At 71.8% G+C, this 22,768-nt stretch carries 23 protein-coding genes and 1 tRNA gene; 9 read left to right on the top strand and 15 right to left on the bottom strand.

Annotated elements, in window-relative coordinates; all coding sequences use genetic code 11:
• Window positions 1-2: 2 nt before the first annotated feature.
• The 4 genes from HCJ93_RS14705 to HCJ93_RS14690 form a co-directional block, all read right to left on the bottom strand.
• Window positions 3-719 carry a nucleotidyl transferase AbiEii/AbiGii toxin family protein gene (locus tag HCJ93_RS14705; RefSeq protein ID WP_167996145.1) on the bottom strand — a complete coding sequence of 239 codons (717 nt, stop codon included), beginning with the start codon at window positions 717-719 and terminating at the stop codon, window positions 3-5.
• A gap of 162 nt (window positions 720-881) precedes the next feature.
• Entirely contained in the window at window positions 882-1,703 is an 822-nt protein-coding gene (locus HCJ93_RS14700) for an SAM-dependent methyltransferase (protein WP_167996144.1), read from the bottom strand.
• Between the two features lie 244 nt (window positions 1,704-1,947).
• Window positions 1,948-2,352, bottom strand: a complete 405-nt coding sequence (locus tag HCJ93_RS14695; protein ID WP_167996143.1) for a hypothetical protein — start codon at window positions 2,350-2,352, stop codon at window positions 1,948-1,950.
• A gap of 27 nt (window positions 2,353-2,379) precedes the next feature.
• On the bottom strand, window positions 2,380-3,024 hold the full coding sequence (locus tag HCJ93_RS14690) for a hypothetical protein (protein ID WP_206317432.1): 645 nt from the start codon (window positions 3,022-3,024) through the stop codon (window positions 2,380-2,382).
• A gap of 549 nt (window positions 3,025-3,573) precedes the next feature.
• Here HCJ93_RS14690 and HCJ93_RS29500 point away from each other — a divergent pair.
• On the top strand, window positions 3,574-3,867 hold the full coding sequence (locus HCJ93_RS29500; RefSeq protein ID WP_240967612.1) for a hypothetical protein: 294 nt from the start codon (window positions 3,574-3,576) through the stop codon (window positions 3,865-3,867).
• A gap of 166 nt (window positions 3,868-4,033) precedes the next feature.
• On the opposite strand, the gene HCJ93_RS14680 is transcribed toward HCJ93_RS29500, so the two are convergent.
• Both HCJ93_RS14680 and HCJ93_RS14675 read right to left on the bottom strand, forming a co-directional pair.
• Window positions 4,034-4,106: transfer RNA gene (locus tag HCJ93_RS14680), tRNA-Arg, on the bottom strand.
• Window positions 4,107-4,229: 123 nt separating this feature from the next.
• Window positions 4,230-5,606 (bottom strand): M6 family metalloprotease domain-containing protein, encoded by a 1,377-nt coding sequence (locus HCJ93_RS14675; RefSeq protein ID WP_167996142.1) that lies wholly within the window; start codon window positions 5,604-5,606, stop codon window positions 4,230-4,232.
• Window positions 5,607-5,947: 341 nt separating this feature from the next.
• On the opposite strand from HCJ93_RS14675, the gene HCJ93_RS14670 reads away from it, so the two are divergent.
• Window positions 5,948-6,601 (top strand): TetR/AcrR family transcriptional regulator, encoded by a 654-nt coding sequence (locus HCJ93_RS14670; protein WP_167996258.1) that lies wholly within the window; start codon window positions 5,948-5,950, stop codon window positions 6,599-6,601.
• A 311-nt stretch (window positions 6,602-6,912) separates the two neighbouring features.
• On the top strand, window positions 6,913-8,466 hold the full coding sequence (locus HCJ93_RS14665; RefSeq protein ID WP_206317431.1) for an MFS transporter: 1,554 nt from the start codon (window positions 6,913-6,915) through the stop codon (window positions 8,464-8,466).
• A 129-nt stretch (window positions 8,467-8,595) separates the two neighbouring features.
• On the opposite strand, the gene HCJ93_RS14660 is transcribed toward HCJ93_RS14665, so the two are convergent.
• Entirely contained in the window at window positions 8,596-9,111 is a 516-nt protein-coding gene (locus HCJ93_RS14660) for a MarR family winged helix-turn-helix transcriptional regulator (RefSeq protein ID WP_167996141.1), read from the bottom strand.
• A gap of 172 nt (window positions 9,112-9,283) precedes the next feature.
• On the opposite strand from HCJ93_RS14660, the gene HCJ93_RS14655 reads away from it, so the two are divergent.
• Window positions 9,284-10,045: a dioxygenase family protein gene (locus HCJ93_RS14655; RefSeq protein WP_167996256.1), complete on the top strand. Its 762-nt coding sequence runs from the start codon at window positions 9,284-9,286 to the stop codon at window positions 10,043-10,045.
• Window positions 10,046-10,228: 183 nt separating this feature from the next.
• Here the strand turns inward: HCJ93_RS14655 and HCJ93_RS14650 are convergent, their stop codons facing one another.
• Complete coding sequence (locus HCJ93_RS14650) at window positions 10,229-10,750, bottom strand: GNAT family N-acetyltransferase (protein WP_167996140.1); 522 nt, start codon at window positions 10,748-10,750, stop codon at window positions 10,229-10,231.
• Window positions 10,751-10,942: 192 nt separating this feature from the next.
• Here HCJ93_RS14650 and HCJ93_RS14645 point away from each other — a divergent pair, with 192 nt between their 5' ends.
• Window positions 10,943-11,941 (top strand): sigma-70 family RNA polymerase sigma factor, encoded by a 999-nt coding sequence (locus HCJ93_RS14645; protein WP_167996139.1) that lies wholly within the window; start codon window positions 10,943-10,945, stop codon window positions 11,939-11,941.
• A gap of 523 nt (window positions 11,942-12,464) precedes the next feature.
• Window positions 12,465-13,169 (top strand): TetR/AcrR family transcriptional regulator, encoded by a 705-nt coding sequence (locus tag HCJ93_RS14640; RefSeq protein WP_373563581.1) that lies wholly within the window; start codon window positions 12,465-12,467, stop codon window positions 13,167-13,169.
• 35 nt (window positions 13,170-13,204) lie between these two features.
• Here the strand turns inward: HCJ93_RS14640 and HCJ93_RS14635 are convergent, their stop codons facing one another.
• Entirely contained in the window at window positions 13,205-14,182 is a 978-nt protein-coding gene (locus tag HCJ93_RS14635; protein WP_167996138.1) for a helix-turn-helix transcriptional regulator, read from the bottom strand.
• A 41-nt stretch (window positions 14,183-14,223) separates the two neighbouring features.
• Here HCJ93_RS14635 and HCJ93_RS14630 point away from each other — a divergent pair, with 41 nt between their 5' ends.
• Together HCJ93_RS14630 and HCJ93_RS14625 are read left to right on the top strand one after the other, a co-directional pair.
• Window positions 14,224-15,753, top strand: a complete 1,530-nt coding sequence (locus HCJ93_RS14630; RefSeq protein WP_373563580.1) for an MFS transporter — start codon at window positions 14,224-14,226, stop codon at window positions 15,751-15,753.
• 121 nt (window positions 15,754-15,874) lie between these two features.
• A complete protein-coding gene (locus tag HCJ93_RS14625) occupies window positions 15,875-16,201 on the top strand; it encodes a hypothetical protein (protein ID WP_167996137.1) in 327 nt (108 codons plus the stop codon).
• Window positions 16,202-16,345: 144 nt separating this feature from the next.
• On the opposite strand, the gene HCJ93_RS14620 is transcribed toward HCJ93_RS14625, so the two are convergent.
• The 3 genes from HCJ93_RS14620 to HCJ93_RS14610 form a co-directional block, all read right to left on the bottom strand.
• Window positions 16,346-17,092: a DUF6227 family protein gene (locus tag HCJ93_RS14620; RefSeq protein ID WP_167996136.1), complete on the bottom strand. Its 747-nt coding sequence runs from the start codon at window positions 17,090-17,092 to the stop codon at window positions 16,346-16,348.
• A 200-nt stretch (window positions 17,093-17,292) separates the two neighbouring features.
• Complete coding sequence (locus HCJ93_RS14615; protein WP_167996135.1) at window positions 17,293-18,504, bottom strand: L,D-transpeptidase; 1,212 nt, start codon at window positions 18,502-18,504, stop codon at window positions 17,293-17,295.
• Between the two features lie 250 nt (window positions 18,505-18,754).
• On the bottom strand, window positions 18,755-19,783 hold the full coding sequence (locus HCJ93_RS14610; protein WP_167996134.1) for a P1 family peptidase: 1,029 nt from the start codon (window positions 19,781-19,783) through the stop codon (window positions 18,755-18,757).
• Window positions 19,784-19,976: 193 nt separating this feature from the next.
• Between HCJ93_RS14610 and HCJ93_RS14605 the strand changes: the two genes are divergently transcribed.
• Window positions 19,977-20,153 carry a hypothetical protein gene (locus HCJ93_RS14605; protein ID WP_167996133.1) on the top strand — a complete coding sequence of 59 codons (177 nt, stop codon included), beginning with the start codon at window positions 19,977-19,979 and terminating at the stop codon, window positions 20,151-20,153.
• A 13-nt stretch (window positions 20,154-20,166) separates the two neighbouring features.
• Here HCJ93_RS14605 and mscL read toward each other — a convergent pair whose 3' ends face one another.
• From mscL to HCJ93_RS14590, 3 genes are all read right to left on the bottom strand, one after another.
• On the bottom strand, window positions 20,167-20,634 hold the full coding sequence (gene mscL, locus HCJ93_RS14600) for a large conductance mechanosensitive channel protein MscL (RefSeq protein ID WP_167996132.1): 468 nt from the start codon (window positions 20,632-20,634) through the stop codon (window positions 20,167-20,169).
• A gap of 198 nt (window positions 20,635-20,832) precedes the next feature.
• Entirely contained in the window at window positions 20,833-21,348 is a 516-nt protein-coding gene (locus HCJ93_RS14595) for an RcpC/CpaB family pilus assembly protein (RefSeq protein ID WP_373563582.1), read from the bottom strand.
• Window positions 21,349-21,803: 455 nt separating this feature from the next.
• Window positions 21,804-22,661 carry an S-methyl-5'-thioadenosine phosphorylase gene (locus tag HCJ93_RS14590; RefSeq protein ID WP_167996131.1) on the bottom strand — a complete coding sequence of 286 codons (858 nt, stop codon included), beginning with the start codon at window positions 22,659-22,661 and terminating at the stop codon, window positions 21,804-21,806.
• Window positions 22,662-22,768 lie beyond the last annotated feature (107 nt).

Genomic DNA, 22,768 nt, shown 5'->3' with positions numbered 1-22,768 from the left:
TCTCACCCCTCCTGTTCCTCCTGTTCCTCCTCCGGAGGCTCGCCCTCCAGGAGGCGTTCCGCGATGTCGTCGGCCCACTGCTGGGCCCAGCGGCGGAGTTCGTCGACGGCGGGGGAGTCGAGGCCCTGTTTGCGGAACTCGACGTCGTCCAGCCAGTCGGTGCCGGCGAGGCGGGTTTGGAGTTCGGCGAGATCGAAGGTGTCGGGGGCGTGACGGCGGCCGAGTTCCTCGAGCTCCGGATGACTCCAGCGGTCGGCCACCGTATGGACGTCGACCAGGTCGCGAGGCAGTCCCCGGTCGGCCAGCGCCCTGACCTTCGTGCCGATGAGGTCCTCGAGGGAGAGCGCCGGCCCCGCCTCCGTCACCACCGGCGGCCGCCACAGCATCTCCTTGCGCAGGTCCACGGGGCACTCCTCGCCGTCCGCCGCCGCGCGCACCACCAGCCGCGCCGCCAGCGGGTCCGCCTGCACCTCCCCGACGACCCACCCCCGGGCCTCCAGGCCCGCCCGCACCGCGTCGGCGATGTCACCCATCGGCGCGGCATCCTCGGTGGCCAGGTCCACGCCCCGGCCGGCCCGCTCCACAAGCCCGTGCGCCCGCACCGCATCGCCCCCGGCCAGCACCAGCCCGTACGGCGCGCCGACCGCGAGCAGATCCGCCCGCAGCCGCTCGTGCACGGCGTTCGTCCCGGCAACCGATCCCGGTCCCGCTGAGGCCATGCCCCGATTATCGCCCGCGCCCCGCCGACCTGCGGGGACGGCGGGGGCGGACGGGTGAGGGGGCCTGGCGGATGGCTTGGTGGACGGCTCGGTGGCCCTCAGCAGCCGGAGCCGCCATGAACCGGTGAACCGTCAACCGTCGCCTGCGTACCCGCCGCGGGCCTACTCCTTGAGCGCCACGCCGCAGTACGCGTCCAGGTCGGCCGGACCGTTCTCCGCGCCTTCCTCGGGCCGCCACTCCGGCACCCGCACGACGCCCGGCTCCACCAGCTTCAGCCCGTCGAAGAACCCGGCGATCTCCTCGACGGCGCGCACGTAGTACGGCACCGCCCCGCTGTTCCGGTACGCCTCAGCGGCCGCGATCATGGGCTCGCTGGTGGCCGTACTGTCGGAGATCACCAGGTAGCTCCCGGACGGCAGCCGCTCCATCAGCCGCTGCACCAGGGCGCGTGCGTTCTCGTACGGGTCCACATGCCCGAGCGTGTTGAGGATCATGAGCCCGACCGGCTTCGAGAAGTCGAGCGTCTCGGCGGCGGCCTCCAGCACCTTGTCGGGGTCGTGCATGTCGGCGTCGATGTAGGCGGTCTTGCCCTCGGGCGTGCTGGTCAGCAGGGCCTGGGCGTGCGCCAGCACGATCGGGTCGTTGTCCACGTACACGATCCGTGAGTCCGGGGCGACCCGCTGCGCGACCTCGTGCGTGTTGTCGGCGGTCGGCAGCCCCGTGCCGATGTCCAGGAACTGCCGGATCCCCTGCTCGCCGGCGAGATACCGCACGGCCCGCCCGAGGAACTTGCGGCTGGAGACCGCCACGTCCACGAGCCCGGGGAATATCTCCTTGATCTGGTCCCCGACCTCACGGTCGACCTTGTAGTTGTCCTTGCCGCCGATGAAGTAGTTCCAGAACCGCGCCGAGTGCGGCCGCGACGTGTCGATCCGCGCCCGGGTCTCGAAACCGGCACTGTCCTGAGCGATGTCCTCCGACACGGCTGAGCCTCCTGTGAGTGAACGGCGACCGGTGCACCAGCCCACCAACCTACGTGAACTTGGCTCATTCCACCGCCAGTTGTGCAGGAAGAAGACCGATGAACGCGCGTCGCATGCCCGGCCGGACACGTACCACACGCCCAGCCGGACGTCTGGAGAAGCAGCGATGGATGTTCGAGGCGGAGGACACACACCACACGCCCGGCCGGACGTGTCTCACATCCAGCCGGGCGTGCATCTCACATCAGCCGGCTGCCGACATCACGGCACCGAGGAGGGCGGGGGCGATCACCAGCCCCGAGGCCCGCACAGCGGTCCCCCTCCCGGCGCTCCCCGTCCCGCCGCCCGCCGAGAGCCTGCGCACCGCGAAGGCCGCTACCAGCGCGAGCGGGAAGACGACCAGGGCAGCCTGCTCGATCCCGACACCGTGCCCGGACAGCCGCCCGGCCACCGTCATCGCCAGCGTCCCGGTAAGCAGCGCCAGCAGCACCGAACCGGCACCGAACCACCGCTCCTCGAGGTTCTCGACGACCTTTCCGAACCCGGCCCCCGCCAGCTTCATCCGCACCGAACTCACCAGCGCGGCACCCAGGACGGCGAAGCCGATGACGAGAAAGGCCCACTGCAGGACCGTCGCGACCGTGTGCATCGTCCGTCTCCTCCTTGTCCGACCGTCCTACCAGCAGTTCTTGATGACCTGGTCGACGCCCAGGATCTCGGCCGCGAGGGCCCCGACGCCGGTTCCGGCCTCCTCGAAGACCTCCATGATCGCCTTCTTGAAGCTCTTCTTCCCGCGCTTCTTCTTGTCCTGGATCTTCTTGACGACCTTCTTGACGCCGCCGAGCTTGTCGATGGCCTTCTTGACCTTGTAGATCTTCCCGATGGCCAGCAGGTTCGAGCCGACGGCCAGCAGGATGCCCCGGGCACAGCCACCCGCGTTGAACTTGAACACCTGGATGCGGCCCTCGCCGGCCGTCTCCCCGAGGCGCGCCTTGAGCCACTGCTCGGTGGCTTCCTGCCCCTGCTGCAGCACGTCGTCCGGGATCTCGCTGACGGCGCGGAGCACCTCTTCCAGACCGGCGAAGGCGGCCTCGTCGTCCAGGCCCTCCAGTGCAGCCAGTCCGCCCCCCGTCTCCGCCGCCATGCTCACCGAAGGCGCCGTCGAGGCGGCTCGCTCCGCGGCCGTGGCGTTCGCCAGCGGAGCTGCTACGCCCAGTGCCACCGCGGCCGCCGTGAGAGCCGCGACGTCGCGGAGCCTCTTGCGCCACTGGTCACTGCTGCTGCGGGCCGAGTGCTCTGCGGCGATGAATGACGTGGTCACGTCTTCCCCCATGTTTCGTTGTCGTTCCGCATGCTGGTCGGGCATGCAGCCACGTCGCCTCACGCAACCGCTGGTCACGCGGTCGTTGGTCAACGCGGTCGCACTGATCTTGTGGTGAACATGGCTCAAAGGCAACGAATTTGAGCAAGTCCTGAGCCTTGGCCTTCAGCCCGGCCTCTTCGGCGCCCAGGGCGCCCCATGAACCCCCGGCCCTCTACTACGACCGGCGCCTCAGACGGCCTGTCACAGGCACCCCCTACGGTCGACCCCATGGCGATCACTTCCAGACCATCGTCGACCTCGACGCCGCACCGCAGAGGCAGCGGCCCTCGCGGACCGTGCTCTCGACTGGCTCGTGCGCGAGGGAATCGTGCTCGCCCAGCCGGCCAAGTGCGTGCTCGGAACACCCGACGGCCACCCGCCCGTCGAACACTGGGCCAGGACAGTCATCGACGAGGACCGGGAGCCCACGGACGGCCTCGCGGTACAGACCGGCCGCACGGTCCTCCACGGTGGCCAGGGCGGCGCCCAGTACGCGATCTGCCCCCGATGCGGCACCGCACTGACTTCTTCACCGAGACCTGGGACCCCATGGACGGCGCCGACGACGCCTTCCTCGACGCCATGACCACCTGGCACGAAACCGGAGAGGCCACCGTCACCTGCCCCCACTGCACCACCCCCTCCGCCCTCCCCGCCTGGACGTGGGCCGACGACTTCTACGCCTTCGCCCACCTCGGCTTCGAACTCTGGAACTGGCCCGAGTTCTCCTCCCGCTTCCTGACCGACTTCGCTCAAGTCCTCGACGGCTACCGGGTGGTGCGCGTGTGGGGAGAGCTATGAAGCTACGCCGAGCACCGGCAGCCGCCTGAAGACAGCAGCTCACCACGGGACCACGCCCTCCGCCCCTACAAGCTGCTGCGGGGGTCCCGGCCCGAGACCGACGCCGTTGCCGTCACCGCTGAACGTCAAAGACCCCGAACCATGATCGGTCCGGGGTCTCTTCGCGTGCCCCCGGCAGGATTCGAACCTGCGACACCCGCTTTAGGAGAGCGGTGCTCTATCCCCTGAGCTACGAAGGCATGGCCTGGTGGTGGCCCGTGGTCGTGGAGGACCACAGGCGTCAGGGTACCGGATCGTGCGCGGTGGAGGCTGGGGGTTGTGGCAGCAAGATCGGGAGAGCGGGGGAAGGGCGGGGGAGGGCGTCAGTCGTCCAGGGGCTCGTCGCGGGACACCCGTACGCGGTAGTGGTCGTCGGCGGCCGGGCGGGTGCCGGTGGCGGGGTCTGCTGCGGGTTCTGCGTCGGCCTCGGAGGCCGGGTCCGGTTCGGAGACGACGGTCACGCGTATGCGGGCCTCGCGGTCGATGAAGGTCTGGCCCTTGCGGAAGGGGGCGTCGGAGAGTTCGGCGTGGACGTTGGGGCTGCGGGTGCAGCCGCCGCTCTCGCGGCGGGCGTCGTAGACCTTGATGGGGCCCATGCCGGTGTCGACGTTGGCGTCGACCTTGTAGATGAGGACGCCGGGGCGGCAGACGGCCTCGTCGTTTCCGGCCCGGGTGCGGACCTCGACGGCGTAGCCGGTGCGGTCGTCGAGGGGGATGAAGACGAGCTTGGGCCCGCCGGGGCGGGCCAGCGGGGTGAGGGCGTAGTCGCGGGTGCCCGCTTCGGCCGCGCAGTGGACCTGGGACGCGTCCAGCCAGCCCAGCTTCCACTTGTGCCAGGCGAGGAAGTCGTTGTTGGCGCCCCAGTCCTCGCTCATGATGTCCCAGTGGCCGACCGCTCCGCCGCCCTCGGCGGTGTAGAGGTCGGGCAGGCCGAAGACGTGGCCGTTCTCGTGCGGCAGTACCCGGTAGCCGGTCTGCCCGTAGGTGCCGGAGCCGTCGTCCTGGCGGGAGTAGACGAAGGAGGCGTTGGCGACGGGGACGCCGTCCGCGGTGGGGGCCTGGGTGTTGCCGGCGAAGGTGACGGACAGGACCGTGTCCAGGGCGGAGGGGCCGGCGTTCGGCGTCACCAGCACGTTCAGGAGGTCGTAGTCCTGGAAGTTCACCTTGGGGTCGGCCGCCGCCACGATGTCGCGGACCAGGTTGCGGTAGCCGGGGTCGAAGGGGGCTCCCCGCTCTATCCCGTAGGCGCGGAACGACTTGGGCATGCGCAGCCAGTCGGGGATCGGGATCTCGGGACGGTAGTCCAGGCGGCCGTAGGAGCTGGTGCGGAACCACTCCTGGGTCTTCGGGAAGAACTCCCGGTAGCGGTCGAGGGCGTCGCCCTCGCCGGGCGCGTCGGAGAAGTCGATCATCAGGGTGAGGGCGCGGACCGTACCGGTGGAGCGGGCGTAGCCGGAGGAGGTCGGGATGCCCTCGGACATCTGGACCTCTCGGGAGCTGCTGATCAGGCAGGGGGCGTGGGCGGTGGTGCGGGACAGCACGTTCCGGACGCCTCCGGACCCTGCGCCGGCGGCCGAAGTGGCGGGGGAGAGGCGGCCGTTGCCCGCCGAGGTGCTGACGGCGAGGGTGAGGGCGGTCATGCAGGCCAGGGCGGCGACGCGGCGCGGGCATATGGCGCGTCTGCTCGGCTGCGGCTGCATGAAGACCCTCCCGCTCCACACGGCAGCCGCCGGTCTCCGACTGCACCCTCTCGATCACCCTGCGTCGCCGGATGCGCGCTCGCTCGCTGGGCGGGCCGATCGTGGGGTTCCGTGCCGCCAAGCTTGTGATTCAGGTCACAAGCGGATTTCTCGGCCGGAGGGAAATAACCGGGGAGCCCTTCCCCGTTTAGACCTGTGTCCGCGCGAAACGGGGAGCAGCTCCCCGGTTCCCCGCACAGGGCAGAAACCGAAGCAGCAACAGAAGCAGCAAGGAAGCAGTGACAGCAGAGCTGCGAGAGCAGCGGCTCGTACTGAAGAAGCAACGACCACAGGAGCGCACCGTGCAGACCGCCACCCCAGTACCGCGCAAGGCGCCCCGGCCGCGTGCCGACGCCCTGCGCAACCGGGAGCGGATCGTCACCGCCGCCCGTGAGATGTTCGTCGCGCACGGGCCCGACGTCCCGCTCGACGAGATCGCACGCCGGGCCGGCGTCGGCAACGCCACGGTGTACCGCAACTTCCCCGAGCGCGACGCGCTCGTCCGCGAGGTCGTCTGCTCCGTGATGGAGCGGACCGCCCGGGCGGCCGAGGAGGCGCTCGCCGAGACGGGGGACGCCTTCGAGGCCCTGGAGCGCTTCGCGCACGCCGCCGCGGACGAGCGGATCAGCGCGCTGTGCCCGATGGTCTCCAGCGCCTTCGACCAGCACCACCCCGACCTGGAGGAGTCGCGGGAGCGGGTCGAGAACCTGGTCGCACGGCTGATGGACCGCGCCAAGGCGGCCGGCCGGCTCCGTGAGGACGTGGAGCTCGGCGACCTGCTGGTCGGGGTCTCGCAGCTCAGCCGGCCCCCGGCCGGTACCGGGTGCGACACCCTCGAACGCTTCAACCGGTTCGTCCACCGGCATGTGCAGCTGCTCCTGGACGGCATGCGGGCTCCGGCCCCGTCCGTCCTTCCGGGAACCGCCGTCACGATGGAGGACCTGCGCCAGGGCTGACGACGAGCGGACGAGCCGGTCACCACGCCGCTCGCTGATCGCTCCGAAGCCGGCCCGACTACAGCACCCGATCAGAGACCAGCACCCGATCAGAGACCAGCGCCCGATCAGAGACCAGCATTCGGCCAGGGGGCGGCCGGCAGTCGTGCACCGGCCGACCGCGACGACACAGCCCCCGCCACCACCACACCGACAGATCCGCGGAGACGGCCACAGGCGCGGGTGACCGCCGCCGGGCCTCTGCCGCAGCACGCGCTCTTACTTCACCAGTCCCGAAATTTCCGTCACGAAGTTCCGAAGTGGGTACCCCCATGTCTTCTTCAGCCTCGAAGATCCCGGACAGCGTTCAGCGCGCCGTCCAGGCAGTCGATCCCAACCGCTGGAAAGCGCTGGTCTTCATCGCGCTCGCCCAGCTGATGGTGGTGCTGGACGCCACCATCGTGAACATCGCCCTGCCCTCCGCCCAGCAGGACCTGGGCATCTCGGACGGGAACCGCCAGTGGGTGGTGACCGCCTATGCGCTCGCCTTCGGCGGTCTGCTGCTCTTCGGCGGCCGTATCGCCGACCTGTGGGGCCGCAAGCGCACCTTCGTCACCGGTCTGGCCGGTTTCGCCGCCGCCTCCGCGATGGGCGGCGCGGCCACCAATGAGGCGATGATGTTCGGCTCCCGCGCCCTGCAGGGTGTGTTCGGCGCGCTGCTCGCGCCGGCCGCGCTGTCGCTGCTCGCGGTGATGTTCACCGACGGCAAGGAGCGCGCCAAGGCGTTCGGCATCTACGGTGCGATCGCCGGTGGCGGTGGTGCCGTCGGTCTGATCCTCGGCGGTTTCCTCACCGAGTACCTGGACTGGCGCTGGACGTTCTTCGTCAACATCCCGTTCGCCGTGGTCGCCGCGGCCGGGGCGTACTTCGTCATCCGTGAGCCCAGGGGCGGCCGCAATCGCTCGCCGCTCGACATACCCGGCGTGATCCTGTCCACCCTGGGTCTGGTCGCCCTGGTCTACGGCTTCACCCGGGCCGAGTCCGACGGCTGGAGCGACTCGGTGACGGTCGCCATGTTCGTGGCCTCCGCCGTGCTGCTGCTGGCGTTCGTGGTCGTGGAGTCGCGGGTCAAGGCGCCGCTGCTGCCGCTGCGCGTGATCACCGAGCGCAACCGCGGCGGGGTCTACCTGTCGCTCGGCCTGGCGATCATCGCGATGTTCGGCCTGTTCCTCTTCCTCACCTACTACCTGCAGGTCGTGAAGGGGTACTCGCCGGTCAGGACGGGCTTCGCCTTCCTGCCGATGATCGCGGGCATGATCACGGGCTCCACCCAGATCGGCACCCGCCTGATGACCCGGGTCGCCCCGCGGCTGCTGATGGGGCCCGGCTTCCTGGTCGCCGCGCTCGGCATGCTGCTGCTGACCCAGCTGGAGATCGGCTCCTCGTACGCGACCCTGCTGCTGCCGGCGATGCTGCTGCTCGGTCTGGGCATGGGCACGGCGTTCATGCCGGCCATGTCGCTGGCCACCCTGGGCGTCGAGCCGCGGGACTCCGGTGTCGCCTCCGCGATGGTCAACACCTCGCAGCAGGTGGGCGGCGCGATCGGTACGGCCCTGCTGAACACCGTCGCCGCCTCGGCCACCACGGCCTACGTCGCCGACCACATCGGCGGTGCCACCAGCCGGTCCCAGCAGCAGCTGGTCCAGCTGCAGGGGATGGTGCACGGCTACACCAGCGCCATCTGGTTCGCCGTCGGCATCCTGGTCCTGGCCGCCACGATCGCGCTGACCTTCGTCAACGCGGGCCGGCCCGGCACCACGGCGGTCGCCGGTTCGGCCGGGGCCGCCGAGGAGGACGAGGCGGCGGTGCCGGTGGTCGCCCACTGAGCCACCCGCCCCGCTGATCCCGCCCCCTCGGGGGTACCCCTTCGGGCCCACGGAGGGATCCGGGCCTCGCGTACCGGCGAGGAGGGGACGCCTCGTCCGGTACGCCTCCCGCGGACCTGCCCCGGCCGCTCAGCGCAGCCAGGGCAGGTCCGCACCCGCGTCCTTGGGCTGGAGTCCCTCGGCGATGATCCGCATGATCTCGCCGAGGGACTCCTGCTGTTCGGGGCTGAGCCGGTCGAAGACCGCCTGGCGCACGGCCTCCACATGGCCGGGTGCGGTCCGGCGCAGCACCTCGTAGCCCTCGTCGGTGAGCACCGCGAACTGGCCCCGTTTGTCGGAGGGGCAGTCCTCGCGGCGCACCCAGCCGTTCTTCTCCAGGCGGGCCACGGCGTGCGAGAGACGCGAGCGGGTGATCTTCGCGTGCATGGCCAGTTCCGTCATCCGCATCCGCCGCCGGGGGGACTCGGCGAGTGTGACCAGCAGGCCGTAGTAGATGTGCGGCATGCCGGCGTCGTGCTGGAGCTGGCGGTCCAGGTGGTCCTCGAGGAGGGTCGTGGCCTCGATGTACGCACGCCATACGGCCTGCTCCCGGTCGGTGAGCCAGCGGGGTCCCTCGGCGGGTTCGGATGCGGGTGCCGTGTTCATGCGTCCACTCTACGGCGGCACTGCTTGAACTTTAAACTAGCGGGGCGTACGGTCGGGAGGGAGAAGTTTAGAGTTTAAGTAAGTCGCGGGTGTCCGTGGCCGGAACCGCCTCGCGCGGGTCCGGCGCCGCCCGGAGGGAGCCGCCGCCATGACCAGCCAGAGCGCCGAGCGCATGCCCGCCGTCTACCTCAGCCACGGCGCGCCACCGCTCGCCGACGACCCGGTCTGGCCCGGTGAGCTGGCCGCCTGGTCGGCCGCCCTGCCCCGCCCGAAGGCGATCCTCGTGGTCTCCGCCCACTGGGAGGAGGCCCCGCTCGCCCTCGGCGCCACCACCCGGGTCCCGCTCGTCTACGACTTCTGGGGCTTCCCCGAGCACTACTACAAGGTCACCTACGACGCCCCCGGCGCACCGGAGCTCGCCGACTCGGTGCGCAAGCTGCTGCGCGCCCCCGGCCTGCCCGTCCAGGACGTGCCCGACCGGGGCCTCGACCACGGCGCCTACGTCCCGCTCGTCGAGATGTACCCGGACGCCGGCATCCCCGTCCTGCAGATCTCCATGCCGACCCTGGACCCCGTCCGGCTGATGCGGATCGGGCGCAGGCTGGCCCCGCTGCGCGACGAAGGCGTGCTGATCATCGGCTCCGGCTTCTTCACCCACAATCTCGCCGCGCTGCGCCAGGGCGGCGTCCCCGCCTGGTCGGCGGAGTTCGACGACTGGGGGCGCCGGGCCCTGGAGTCGGGCGACGTGGACGCGCTGCTCGACTTCACGCGCACCTCACCGGCCGGCCGGCTCGCCCATCCGCGCACCGAGCACTTCGCACCGCTCTTCGTGACCATGGGGGCCGCCGACGCGGCCGGTGATCTCGGGGAACAGAAGTCGGTGATCGACGGGTTCTGGATGGGGCTGGCCAAGCGGTCGGTGCAGTTCGGCTGAGGGCGTCCCGCGCCGCGTCCCGGTCGCACAGGCCCGGCCTCGGGCGTCCCGGCGTCCCGCGCCGCGTCCCGGTCGCACAGGCCCGGCCTCGGGCGTCCCGGCGTCCCGCGCCGCGTCCCGGTCGCACAGGCCCGGTGGCGCGCGTTCCGGTCGCGCAGGACGGGTGGTCACGCTTCCGGGGCCTCACAGCTCCTTCTCGTACCAGGCCACGTCCCAGTAGCGGCCGAACTTGTACCCCACCTCGTGGTACGTGCCGACGTACCGGAAGCCGAAGCGCGCGTGCAGCCGGGTCGAGGCCTCGTTCGGCTGGGTGATGCCCGCGTAGGCGCGGTGCAGGTTCTCCCCGGCGAGGGCCTCGAAGAGAGCCTTGTAGAGCAGCGTGCCGACGCCCTGGCCGCCGGCGCCGGCGGCGACGTAGATCGTCGTCTCCACGGAGGTGCCATAGGCGGGCTTGGGACGGAACGGGCCGGACGTGGCGTAGCCGAGGACCGGCCGCCCGGGATCGGGGCCCGTGGCAACCATCAGGCGGTGCGGCCCGTCTATGGGGTGGGAGAGCAGCCAAGGGCGGCGCTCCTCCGGAGTGAACGGCGCCGTGTCGAAGGTGATGGGCGTCTCACGTACGTAGTGGTTGTACAGCGTGGTGAGAGCCGGCAGATCCCCCTCGCACCCCGGCCTGACCTGGACCTCTGCAAGCTCAGATGGCATCACGCCTCCCCGTGTGGCCGGACAGGGTACTGCATGATCACAAAAGTTGTGGGTCGGCTTGGGAATTCTGTCCCGATTCAAGTCGTTGTTTCGTACGGATGCCGGGCACCCGAGAAGAGTCCGAAGAAGACCTGAGCAGTGCCGAGCGTCCGCAGGACCGCCCGCTGACCTCACCATCGCAAGGGAGCACGCATGGCAACCCGCGCCGTCGCCCGTCGTCAGTCCGCCACCGGCGAGACGGTCGACACGGCAAGCAGTGTTCGCGCCCATGGCGGCGAGATCGCAGACCGCGATCTGGTCGGCATGTACCTCGACGAGATCGCGCGCACACCGCTGCTCGACGCCGCCAAGGAGGTCGAGCTGTCAAAGATCATCGAGGCGGGTGTGTTCGCACGACAGATCCTCGACGGCTACGAGGAGAACAAGGCCGGAGCCACCCGTGAGGAGCTCCAGGCCCTGGTCGACGAGGCCGAGCGGGCCAAGGACATCTTCATCCGCTCCAACCTGCGCCTGGTCGTCGCCGTCGCCCGCCGCTATCCGCGCAGCGGTCTGCCGCTGCTCGACCTGATCCAGGAGGGCAACGCCGGCCTGGTGCGCGCGGTGGAGAAGTTCGACTACCGCAAGGGCTTCAAGTTCTCCACGTACGCGACCTGGTGGATCCGGCAGGCCATCACGCGGTCGATAGCCGACCAGTCCCGTACCATCCGCCTGCCTGTCCACCTGGTGGAGGAGCTGGGCCGCATCCGCCGTGTGCAGCGCGAGTTCAACCGTGAGCACGGCCGTGACCCGGAGCCGGCGGAGATAGCCGAGGAGCTGGGCTCGACGCCGGAGCGAGTGACCGACGTGCTGGACTGGGCCCGTGACCCGGTCTCGCTGAACATGTCGGTGGACGACGAGGGCGAGACCCAGTTCGGCGACCTGCTGGAGGACACCTCCGCCGTGTCCCCCGAGCAGTCGGTGCTGACGCTGCTGCGCAGCGAGGAACTGGACGACCTGATCGGCCGCCTCGACCAGCGCACGGCCTCGATCATCAAGATGCGCTACGGCATCGAGGACGGCCGGGAGCGCACGCTGACCGAGGTCGGCAAGGAGCACGGCCTGACTCGCGAGCGCATCCGCCAGATCGAGAAGCACGCGTTGCTGGAGCTGAAGAAGCTGGCACGCGACACCGGCTTCGACGCGGCGGCGTGATGCCGCCGCGCGACGCCGCGGCCGGCGGCCGGTCGCGCGCAGAGCGCAGCAGACTCGCAGAGCCTCCAGAACCGCGCAGAGAGCGCGGGGAACCTCTCACCGCCCGCTCGGGGGCGACCCCCGGTGAGGGGCGGCAGGCCGCCCACGGCGTACGCCGGGTGGCGAAAGACCGCGCAAACATTGGCCGTTCCGCGTCGCTTCAAATCGACAGCTCCGGGAACAAGACTTCCAAGACCGGGAGTTCGGACCAGTCCGGCATCGTCCGGGCCGGGTCCCGGGCTTCAGGTCCGACCCCCCTTCGGCCGTGCCCGTTCGCGGCCCCGAGAACCACGTCCCGACGCACACCCCCCGGCGCCGGGACTTCCCAGCCGGGCTTCGGCGCTCTTCCCCCCGGGCGCCGGGCCCGGCTTCTTCATGTCCGGCTCCGGACAGACGGGTGCCTGGGGGCGGGTCACCCCGGACCTGAACCCCGGGGTGGCCCGCCAGATGGCAGATTGTGCCACATGGGCATAGCCTGCCGGGCGTGACCGGTACCACCCCTGCGACCTCTCCGGCGCTCTCGCTCACCGAGCGCCGCAAGGCCGAGACCCGCATGGCCGTCGCCCGCGCCGCGGCCGGCCTCTTCGTGCGGCGGGGGCTCAGGGCCACCCGCGCGGAGGACATCGCCCAGGCCGCGGGCATCGCCCCGCGCACCTTCTACCGGTACTTCGCCGTCAAGGAGGAGGCCGTCGCCCCGCTCTACGAGGCCGGCGCCCTGCGCTGGACGGAAGCGGTGTCGGCTGCCCCGGCCGGGATGTCCGTCCCGGAGGCGCTGGCAGCGGCGGTACGGCACACCCTGACGCCAGGGATGGGCGTCTCGGCGGGGTCCTGGGAGTGGATGCGCACGCTGATCCGGCTCGCCGGTTCGGAGCCCGCGCTGCGCCGGGTCTGGGCGGAGGTCGGCCAGGCCTCGGAGCGGCAGCTGGCGGAGGTACTGGCCCGGCGGGTGACGGCACCCCGGCGCGTCGGCGGTCCCGGCGCCCTCGACGCTTCCGACAACGTTGCCGTCCCGGTCCGTCTCCGGTACGCGGCGGCCGTCGCGAGCGCGGCGGTGCGCACGGCGGTCGAGGCATGGGCGGCGGGGGAGGCACCGCCGGAGGGAGCGCAAGGGCCTGCCGAACTGGCCCTGGGGAACCTCGGATGCCTGCGGGGCTTCCCCTGGGAGGAACTGACGAGCGGCGGGGAGTGACGGCGGCGGACGCCCTGGGGACCGCGCGGCCGTGCTCAGCGCGTCGCGGCCCCGGCTGCCGCCTGCCGCAGACGGTCGCCCAACGCGAGGGCCGCGTCCGCCAGTTCGCCCGGGGAATTGATGGTGAAGCCGATGCCCAGCATGGCCAGGCGTACCGCCAGCCAGTCCTTGGCGTCGGTGGTCGTGGTGCGGAGCCGGCAGCTGTGTTCGTCCAGGGGCTCGGGCGCGCCGAGCCAGCCGGGCAGCCGGGCGGCGACGGTCTGCGCCGGTGCCGCGAAGGTGATGTCCAGCTCGTAGGTGTCCTGGTTGCGGTGCATGGAGCGCCGCAGGTACTCCGCGGCGTCGCCGGTCGGCAGCTCCCGGGGGGTGAAGCGGGCGCCCGTGGCGAACGGGTCGCTCACCCGGTCGACGCGGAAGGTGCGCCAGTCGGCGCGGTCGAGGTCGTAGGCGACGAGGTACCAGCGGCGCCCGGTCGACACCAGGCGGTAGGGCTCGGTCAGCCGACGGGATCCGGTGCCGTCGGCGGCGCGGTAGGCGAAGCGCAGCCGCTCGTGCCCGGCGATGGTGGAGGCCATCACGGTCAGCGTCTCCGGCGCGATGGTCGGGCCGTCGCCGCTGGTCAGCGCACTGGTCGCGGCCTGGAGGTCGGCGACCCGGTGGCGCAGCCTGCTGGGCAGCACCTGCTCCAGCTTGGCCAGGGCGCGCACCGAGGCCTCGTCGACGCCCTCGAGCGCGTGCCCGGCGCCGGCGCGCAGGCCGACCGCGATCGCCACCGCCTCCTCGTCGTCGAGCACCAGCGGTGGCATCGCCTTGCCGGCGACCAGCCGGTAGCCGCCCTCGGCGCCCATGGCCGCCTGCACCGGGTAGCCGAGCTCGCGCAGCCGGTCGATGTCGCGCCGGACCGTGCGGCGGGAGACCCCGAGCCGCTCGGCGAGTTCGCCGCCGGGCCATTCGCGGGGCGTCTGGAGGAGGGAGAGGAGCTGAAGCAGCCGTGCCGGGGTGTCCGTCGTCATGGACAGAGGATGCCCCAGAACTAGGACATGATCTGACCTATATGAGCACTAGCGTCGGCGGCATGAACCTCACCGAGACACAGCCCGTGGGCGACCGCCGCCGCTGGTTCGCGCTGGCCATCGTGATGACGGCGGCCTTCATGGACCTCGTGGACGTCACGATCGTCAACGTGGCGATTCCGTCGATCAAGCGCGCCGAGGGCGCCACCTTCAGCCAGGTGCAGTGGATCACCGCCGGCTACGCGCTGGCCTTCGCCGCCGGGCTGATCACCGGTGGCCGGCTCGGCGACATCCACGGCCGCAAGCGGGTCTTCCTCATCGGCATAGGAGGCTTCACTCTCGCCTCCGCGCTGTGCGGGTTCGCCGTGAACCCCGAGATGCTGGTCGCCTCCCGCATTCTGCAGGGCGCCATGGCGGCGCTGATGGTGCCGCAGGTGCTGTCGATCGTGCACGCGACGTTCCCGGCGCACGAACGCGGCAAGGTGTTCGGGCTGTTCGGCGCGATCGTGGGCCTCGGCGCGGTGTCCGGGCCGCTCCTCGGCGCCCTGCTGACGCAGTGGGATCTGTTCGGCCTGGAGTGGCGGCCCATCTTCCTGATCAACCTGCCCGTCGGCATCGCAGGCCTGATCCTCGGCAGCCGGTTCATCGCCGAGTCCAAGGCCCCGCGCGCCCTGCGCCTCGACCTCGTCGGCGTCGTGCTGGTGTCCCTGGGCCTGCTGATGGTGATCTACCCGCTCACCCGCGGCGAGGAGCTGGGCTGGCCGCTGTGGGGCCACGTCTCGATGGCCTGCGCGGTCCTGGTCCTGGCCGTGCTGGTGGCCTACGAGCGGCGCAAGAGCGCCCGGGACGGCTCCCCGCTGATCGAGCTGTCGCTGTTCCGGGTGAAGAGCTTCGCGGCGGGCATCGCCGTGCAGACCGTGTTCGGGATCGTGCTCGGCGTCTTCTTCCTGGTCTGGACGCTGTACATGCAGATCGGCCTGGGCTGGACCGCCCTGCGGGCCGGACTGACCGGGGTGCCGTTCTCCGTCGCCGTCTCCGTGGCGGCCGGGATGTCGGTGCAGCTGCTGGTGCCGCGCTTCGGGCGCAAGGTGCTGCAGGCGGGCGCGCTGGTGATGGCGGCCGGTGTGCTGCTCTACATCTGGGAGTCCGGGCGCTACGGCATGGCCATCACCTCCTGGCAGATGGCGCTGCCGCTGGTGGTCATGGGCGCCGGCATGGGCCTGATCGTGGCCCCGCTGACCGACGCCGTGCTCTCCGAGGTGCCGCGGGAGCACTCCGGGTCGGCCTCCGGGCTGATCAACACGGTGCAGCAGATGGGCAACGCGCTGGGCCTCGGCCTGGTGTCGGTGGTCTTCTTCGGCGTGATCGGCGACCGGCTCACCCCGGCCGAGGTGGGCCCGGCCTACGCGGACGGCTTCCGGTACGCGCTCAGCTGGGTGGCCGCGGTGCTGGGCCTGATCTTCCTGCTGATGTTCGCGCTGCCGAAGCGGCCGGCGCAGCACGTCGAGGGCGCGGGCCCGGACGAGACCACCGAACCGGTGGCGGAGAAGGAACCGGAACTGGTGTCCTGAGCGCACGACATCGACGGCGGGCGCGGGATCCACTACGCCGGGTTCGCACCAACTGCGAGATACATCACGCTCCTCACGGTCCGGGGTTCACATCCCGGGCCGCGGGTGTGTACTGGGGCGCATGCCTGAGCACGTCTCGATCTCGAGAGGGGTGGCGGGCGCCGGGCTTCTCGCCCTGGCCGCCCTCGCCTGCACGGCGGGACTGGCCGCGGTACGGCGCCGCGGCCAGGCACGCCGTTCCGGGCGCGGGCGGCGCGGACGGGCGGTGCAGTACGCGGCGGCCGCCCCGCAGCCGGTGCGGCGCACCGTCCCCGGCATCCCCGCGATCCCCGGCCAGCGCCGGACCGGGCCGCGGACGGAGGCAGTGCGTCTCACCCCGGAGGAGCGTGACGCCTTCGCGGGCCTGGTGCGCCGCTTCCGGGACGGCGGACGCGACGAGGAGGACTGACGAGGACTGACGGGCTCGTCCGGCCGGCCGGGCGGGAACGGCCCCCGCGGGCGGCCACGCCCGACAGGGCGCGGAACGGCCGGCTGCGGCCGGGGGCGGGCGTCCGGAGAACTGGTGGGGCAGCCGGCGGATCCGGTGGGGTTGTCAGAGGATCCGGGCGGCCCTGCGCTCCATCGCGTCCCGGGCCGCGTCCTCGGTGACGTACACCTCGCACATGTGCCGCCCGTCCGGGGTGGCCGTGTGCTCGACCTCCCACAGCGAGACCTCGGCGCCGTCGTGCAGCAGGAACGCGTGCTCGTAGAGCGAGAGGTTCAGCCCCGGACGCCCCGGATGCCGAGGCCGGCCGAAGGCCTGGGTGATCTGGTAGGCGAACGCCCTGCTCAGCAGCGCGGCCGTCTCCGCACCCGGCCGGTCGGCGTTCTCCGCCCGGCGCAGTAAACGGCGGGCGTGGTCCGCAGAGTCGTCCGGCGCGTAGGCGTACCGGGGTGTGTGCACCGTGGTCAGCTGCACCGTCACCGGCAGCTCGAAGTCGGGGGCGTCGGCCGGCAGCGGCAGCCGGGCCGTGGCGGCGCGCAGCTCCTCCTCGTCCGCGTACACCTCGTGCTGGGGCTCGCCGCCCGGCGCGGTGTTGTGGACCAGCTCCCAGAGGGTGAGCGCCGATCCGTCGGAGAGCAGCCAGGTGTGGCGGTAGGTCTCACGGTGCAGGCCCGCGCTGTGGTGCGCCGAGTGCAGCGAGGTGTCGTGCGCCAGCGCGCAGTCCAGGCGTCGTATCGTCTCGTCCGGCAGTTCGAAGGAGTTCAGGGTGCGGCCGAGGAGCCGTGCGAGGTGCTCCTTGGGGGACTCGGGCGAGTCGGCGGAATCGTACGCTGCCGTCTCGTACGGAACGCTCAAGGTTTCTCCCGGCGTCGCTGCATGTCACCTTGTGGGTGCATACCGTAGCCCTTCGGTCGGACATCATGTCCGGGATCCGAGAAAACGTGCGGGGAGAAAGACGAACGGGCCGCCTGCGGGGTTCCCGGGCGGCCCGAAACGATGTCAGTCGCGGCCGCCGGGCGCGCACTTGACGAGCGCGGCGGGTGTGTCGGGCCGGCTCACACGGCGCTGCCCGCGACCCACTTGCTCCACTCCATGTTCCAGCCGTTGAGCCCGTTGTCCGGCGCGACCGTGGTGTCGGGCGAGTTCTTGACGATCACCACGTCCCCGATGAGGGAGTTGTCGTAGAACCACTTGCCCGGGGTGTCGCCCTGGGCGCCCCGCACGTCCTGCAGACCGACGCAGCCGTGGCTGCTGCCGATGCGCCCGAACGGCGGGTTGGCCTTGTTGTACCAGTAGTTGCCGTGGATGAAGGTGCCGCTGGTGGTCAGCCGCATGGCGTGCGGCACGTCCTGGATGTCGTACTCCGAGCCCAGGCCGACCGACTGGCTGTTCATCCGGGTCTGGACGAACTTCTCCGAGATCACCATCTGCCCGTTGTACGTGGCGTGCTGGGCGTCGCCCGCGGAGACCGGCACCGACTTGATGGTCCTGCCGTCCCGCACCACGGTCATGGTCTGGGTGTTCGCGTCCACCGTGGACACCTGGGAGCGGCCCACGGTGAAGGTCACCGTCTTCTTCTGCACGCCGTGGATGCCGTCGGCGCCCTCCACGCCGTCCAGGTCGATCCTCACGGTGACCTTGGAACCGGACTTCCAGTACTCCTTCGGGCGGAAGTCGAGCCGCTGGGAGCCGAACCAGTGCCCGGCCACCTTCTGCCCGCTGCTGGAGGTGACCTCGATGTGCGACTGGACGGCCTTCTTGTCGGTGATCGCCTTGTCGAAGGTGAACGACACCGGCATGCCGACACCGACGGTCGAGCCGTTCTCCGGGGTGTAGGTGCCGATGAAGCTGTCCGCCGGGGTGACCGTGGTGAACTCCGACTCGGCCTTGGAGGTGCGTCCCTCGCCGTCCTCGGCGGTGGCCGTTATCCGGTACGTCGTGCCGCGCTCCAGCTGCTCCTTCGGCTTCCAGGCGCGTCCGTCGCCGGTCAGCTCGCCGGGCACCGCCTCGCCGGTCTCGGCCACGGTCATCCTCACGTCGGTCAGCCGGCCGCCGGAGACCTTCACCCCGGTGGAGTTGATGGAGGCGCCCGTCGAGCCGTCCTTCGCCGAGATCGCTATCGTCGCGCCCCTCGCGCCGCCTCCGTCACCTCCCTTGTCGCTGTCGGCGTTCGCGTTGCCCCCGCAGGCGGTGAGGGTGAGGGAGCCGACCAGCAGGGCGGCACACGCCGCCACCACGCGCCGCGCTGCAATGTCCGGCGTTGTCACGGGCTGCTCCAGGTTCGGTCGATGTGAGTGATCCGCACACGTACGTGAACCAAGAGCCCGCCGGCCCCACCCCGGGTTCCGCCACGCCCCGACCAGCGACATCCCGGTGACAGAACCGCGACATTGCGTCCGCCGGGCGTGTGAACGAGCGGTCGTGCGGGGGCAGTCGGGGCTGCGGAAGGGGCGTGCGCGGGCCATCGGGCCACGGCCGACGGCCCGCGGGGACGGCACCCGGCGTGGCGACCGGGTGTCAGCCGGCGCCGTACAGCTCCTCGTACGACGGCCAGGCGCCGCCCGGCGTCGACACCGGGGTGGCTGCCCGGACCGCCCGGGTGATGGCGAGGGTCACCATGTCCGCGCCCGCCGCGAGCAGTTCGTTCAGCGCCAGCGGGTCGGCGCGGTCGAGGTGCCGGCGGCCGGTGGCCAGGGTGAAGACCGTGTCACCGTCGTTGAGCAGGTGCACCGGGCGCACGGCGCGGGCGATGCCGTCGTGCGAGGTGCCCGCCAGCTTCTGCGCCTGCGCCTGGGTCAGGTCCGCGTCGGTGGCGACCACCGCGAGGGTGGTGTTGAGCGGAGGCGGCGCGTTCCGCTCGGCCGACTCCTGCAGACGCCGCCGCGCCGCCGCGTGCACCTTCTCCTCCGGGTAGCGCACCCGCCCCCCGGTCAACTCCCCGTACAGCACCCCCGTTTCCAGGTCGACCGCCGACCCCGCCGCGTTGGCCACCACCAGCGCGGCCACCGTGAACCCCGACTTCAGCACCGCGCTCGCCGTGCCGACGCCGCCCTTCAGCTCGCCGACCACGGCTCCGGTGCCGGCGCCCACGCAGCCCTGCTCGACCGGGGCCCCGGGCTCGCTCGCCGCTGCCGCCTCCACCGCGGCGCGCCCCAGGGCCGCGTCCGGCCGTGCCCGGAAGTCGCCGCCCCGGCCCAGGTCGAAGACACAGGCGGCCGGTACGACCGGCACCACATGCTTCGGGTCGGCACCGACCCGCACACCGCGCCCCTGCTCCTCCAGCCAGGCCATCACGCCGGAGGCGGAGTCGAGACCGTAGGCACTGCCGCCGGTCAGCACGATCGCCTCGGTCTTCTGCACCAGGTTCCGCGGATCCAGCGCGTCGGTCTCCTTGGTGCCGGGACCACCGCCCCGCACATCCACGGCGGTCACCGCCCCGCCCTCGGGTGCCAGCACCACCGTGGTGCCGGTGAGCCAACCGCCGCCGCTGCGCGTCGCGTGCCCCACCCGCAGGCCGGTCACATCGGTCAGTGCGTCAACTGTCATGCGCTCAGTGTGGTGCACGCCCCGGGAGGCGCGGCGCGGTGCACGCCCGGGGAGGCGCGGCGCGGTGCACGCCCGGTGGCCAGGTGTGTGCCGTCCCGGTCGGCCGGATGCGTGCTGTCCCGGTCGGCCGGCTGCCGCTGCCGCGCCGGCCGCCGCCCCGGCCACCCGCCGGCATGGCCGTACCCTGGGACGTATGAGCACCGCCCCGGAACCCGAGCCGCGCGAGCCGAAGCCCGCGCTGGTCTTCGACGACCCGCTGGACCAGCAGACCTCGGACGACACCGACCGAGGCTGGGGCGAGGCGCCGTCCGGCGACAGCGCGGCCGATCTCAAGCGCTTCCTCGACGAGAAGCCGCCCCACCACATCTGATCCGGGCGTCCGGTCAGGCTCCTCCGCGACCCGACTGCCGCTGCGCGACCAGCTCGTCGCGGATCTCCTTGAGGACCTCCAGCTCGGTCACCTCGACGAGCTCCTTCGCGCCCTCCTTGGCCTTCTTGCGGTCGGCCACCCTGGCCAGGTACTTCGACATGGGCAGCACCATCAGGAAGTAGACGACCGCCGCGGTGATCAGGAACTGCAGGGTGGCGCCGAGCACCGAACCCCACAGGATCCGCACCCCCGTCGCCGCGTCCCCGGTGCCCTCGCAGGGGCCCTTCAGGCAGGAGGAGTAGCTGTCGAGGTTCTTGGTGCCGAAGGCGCCGACCAGCGGGTTGATCACGCCCCGCACGAACGCGTTGACGATGTTGGTGAACGCGGCGCCGATCACCACGGCGACGGCCAGATCGACGACGTTCCCGCGCATCAGGAAGGCCTTGAAGCCCTGCCACACGGATTCCTTCTTCTCGCTCACCTTCGGGCCCCATCTCGCGTACACGGTGCGTGCAACAAAACGCTTGGCAACCTACGGCAACGCCGTGCGGGCCTGTCCAATCGGATCGCTCGGACGGGGGATGCGGCGGCCGGGTGGTGACAGGGGCGTCCAGGACGGCGGCGGCGAAGGCGTCCGGGGCGGCGGGCACAGGAGTGTTCGGGGCGGGGGCAAGGGACTTCAGCACAGGGTCACCGCCAGCCGTGCCGTGGCGCTCGCGCCGGCGAGTTCGGCAGCCACGGGGCGCGGTACCGAGAGGACCACCAGGGCGCCGGCTTCCTTCGGGACCTCCGCCTCCGGCTCGGGGACCTCAAGGACCCGCGCGCCGCGGGCCACGACGCGGACCTTGCCTCCGGTCGCCGTGTCCTCGGCGGCGATGACGTCCACGCGATCGCCCGGTCGCAGCAGCCGGACCGTGGCCGCGTCGGAGATCCGTACCGGTGCCGAGACCCTCGCCGCCACGGCGCGCGCCGTCCGGGCCGGGGCACGCTCGCCGGTCGCCGCCGGGGCCGCGCGGGAGGCCGGTGTCCGCTCGGGATGGCCGCGGGAGCGGTCGCTGCCGTCCCGGGGCCCGGCCGCGACCAGCGCCGCAGCCGTCACCGCGAGGCCCACCGCCACGGCCCGCCTGCGGTGCCGGGCCAGCGCGGGGGACCCCAGCAGACCGGCGCGCACCCGCACGGGAGGGAAGTGCGGCACCTCGCAGGGGGGAGGCACCTCGGCTCCGGGCGGGCCGGAGACCGGGGAGCCGGCGGCGGAGACGCGGGGCGGGACCGAGGGCGCCAGGGCCTGCCGGGAGAGCTGAGGAGAGGACGGACGCGACGTCGGGCGAGCGGACTGACGCAGTGACATGAGGACCACCACCTGGTGACGGAGACCGGCTTGCGATCCCCACGATGAGGCCTCGCGCCGATCTCCGCCGGACCCTGTGGAAACGCTTCGGCCTGTGGAAATCCCGCTCACCCGAACGAGCCGCTCCCCCCGAGCCGCTCCGGTTCTCCCATCGCTCCGGCTCCCCGAGCCGCCCCACCTCCCGGCCCGCTCCGGCTCCCGCCCGCTCCGGCTCCCGGCCTGCTCCGGGGCTCCCCGACCCGTTTCCGCTCCCCGAGCCGTCCAGGCCCCCTGCCGGTCACCCGCTCATGCCTCAGCCCGCCCTACGGCAACTCGAACCCCGGATCCATCCCCCCGAGCGCCGACGTGCACAGACAGTCCCGCTCCTCGTTCGCCGGCAGCGCCGCCACCGCGTCGAACAGCACCCCCCGCAGCCGGTCCACGTTCGCCGCGAACACCCGCAGCACCTCGTCGTGCGAGACGCCCTCCCCGGTCTCCGCGCCCGCGTCGAGGTCGGTGACCAGGGTCAGCGAGGTGTAGCAGAGCTCCAGCTCGCGGGCGAGTGCCGCCTCCGGGTGGCCGGTCATGCCCACCACCGACCAGCCCTGCGCCTGGTGCCACAGCGATTCCGCGCGGGTGGAGAAGCGGGGCCCCTCGACCACGACCAGCGTGCCTCCGTCGACCGCATCCCAGTCCCGCCCGCGCGCCGCCTTCAGCGCGGCCGCACGACCGGTCGGGCAGTAGGGGTCGGCCAGCGACACATGCACCACGTTCGGCACCGTGCCGTCGGGCAGCGGCAGCCCGTCGAAGTAGGTGCCGATCCGGGACTTGGTGCGGTCCACCAGCTGATCGGGGACGAGCAGCGTGCCCGGCCCGTACTCGGGGCGCAGCCCGCCCACCGCGCACGGCCCGAGGACCTGGCGCACGCCCACCGAGCGCAGCGCCCAGAGGTTGGCCCGGTAGTTGATCCGGTGCGGCGGCAGATGGTGACCGCGGCCGTGCCGGGGGAGGAAGGCGACCCGGCGGCCGGCCACCTCGCCGAGGAAGAGGGAGTCGCTGGGCGCCCCGTAGGGGGTGTCCACCTGGACCTCGGTCACATCGTCGAGGAAGGAGTAGAAGCCGGAGCCGCCGATCACACCGATCTCGGCCGCGGGCGCGGAAGCGTTCGCCGTGTTCGCCATGCCCCGAACCCTAACGGCCCGTGCGAACGCCGAGGACCTCGTCGTCGAACGCCGAGAACCCCGTCGTCGAACGCCGAGGACCGAGTTGTCGAACGCCGAGAACCCCG

This window comes from Streptomyces composti, assembly GCF_012034205.1.
Classification (GTDB): Bacteria; Actinomycetota; Actinomycetes; order Streptomycetales; family Streptomycetaceae; genus Streptomyces; species Streptomyces composti.
This window is presented reverse-complemented; position numbering and strand designations above follow the sequence as displayed.

Bases quoted from the DNA above. Each gene is read 5' to 3' on its own strand.
- HCJ93_RS14645 (WP_167996139.1), top strand. From the start codon at position 10,943: ATGGCAACCCGCGCCGTCGCCCGTCGTCAGTCCGCCACCGGCGAGACG.
- HCJ93_RS14625 (WP_167996137.1), top strand. From the start codon at position 15,875: ATGCCTGAGCACGTCTCGATCTCGAGAGGGGTGGCGGGCGCCGGGCTT.
- HCJ93_RS14660 (WP_167996141.1), bottom strand. From the start codon at position 9,111: ATGAACACGGCACCCGCATCCGAACCCGCCGAGGGACCCCGCTGGCTC.
- HCJ93_RS14675 (WP_167996142.1), bottom strand. From the start codon at position 5,606: ATGCAGCCGCAGCCGAGCAGACGCGCCATATGCCCGCGCCGCGTCGCC.
- HCJ93_RS14590 (WP_167996131.1), bottom strand. From the start codon at position 22,661: ATGGCGAACACGGCGAACGCTTCCGCGCCCGCGGCCGAGATCGGTGTG.
- HCJ93_RS14655 (WP_167996256.1), top strand. From the start codon at position 9,284: ATGCCCGCCGTCTACCTCAGCCACGGCGCGCCACCGCTCGCCGACGAC.
- HCJ93_RS14630 (WP_373563580.1), top strand. From the start codon at position 14,224: ATGAGCACTAGCGTCGGCGGCATGAACCTCACCGAGACACAGCCCGTG.
- HCJ93_RS14605 (WP_167996133.1), top strand. From the start codon at position 19,977: ATGAGCACCGCCCCGGAACCCGAGCCGCGCGAGCCGAAGCCCGCGCTG.
- HCJ93_RS29500 (WP_240967612.1), top strand. From the start codon at position 3,574: ATGCGGCACCGCACTGACTTCTTCACCGAGACCTGGGACCCCATGGAC.
- HCJ93_RS14610 (WP_167996134.1), bottom strand. From the start codon at position 19,783: ATGACAGTTGACGCACTGACCGATGTGACCGGCCTGCGGGTGGGGCAC.
- HCJ93_RS14705 (WP_167996145.1), bottom strand. From the start codon at position 719: ATGGCCTCAGCGGGACCGGGATCGGTTGCCGGGACGAACGCCGTGCAC.
- HCJ93_RS14635 (WP_167996138.1), bottom strand. From the start codon at position 14,182: ATGACGACGGACACCCCGGCACGGCTGCTTCAGCTCCTCTCCCTCCTC.
- HCJ93_RS14695 (WP_167996143.1), bottom strand. From the start codon at position 2,352: ATGCACACGGTCGCGACGGTCCTGCAGTGGGCCTTTCTCGTCATCGGC.
- HCJ93_RS14650 (WP_167996140.1), bottom strand. From the start codon at position 10,750: ATGCCATCTGAGCTTGCAGAGGTCCAGGTCAGGCCGGGGTGCGAGGGG.
- HCJ93_RS14665 (WP_206317431.1), top strand. From the start codon at position 6,913: ATGTCTTCTTCAGCCTCGAAGATCCCGGACAGCGTTCAGCGCGCCGTC.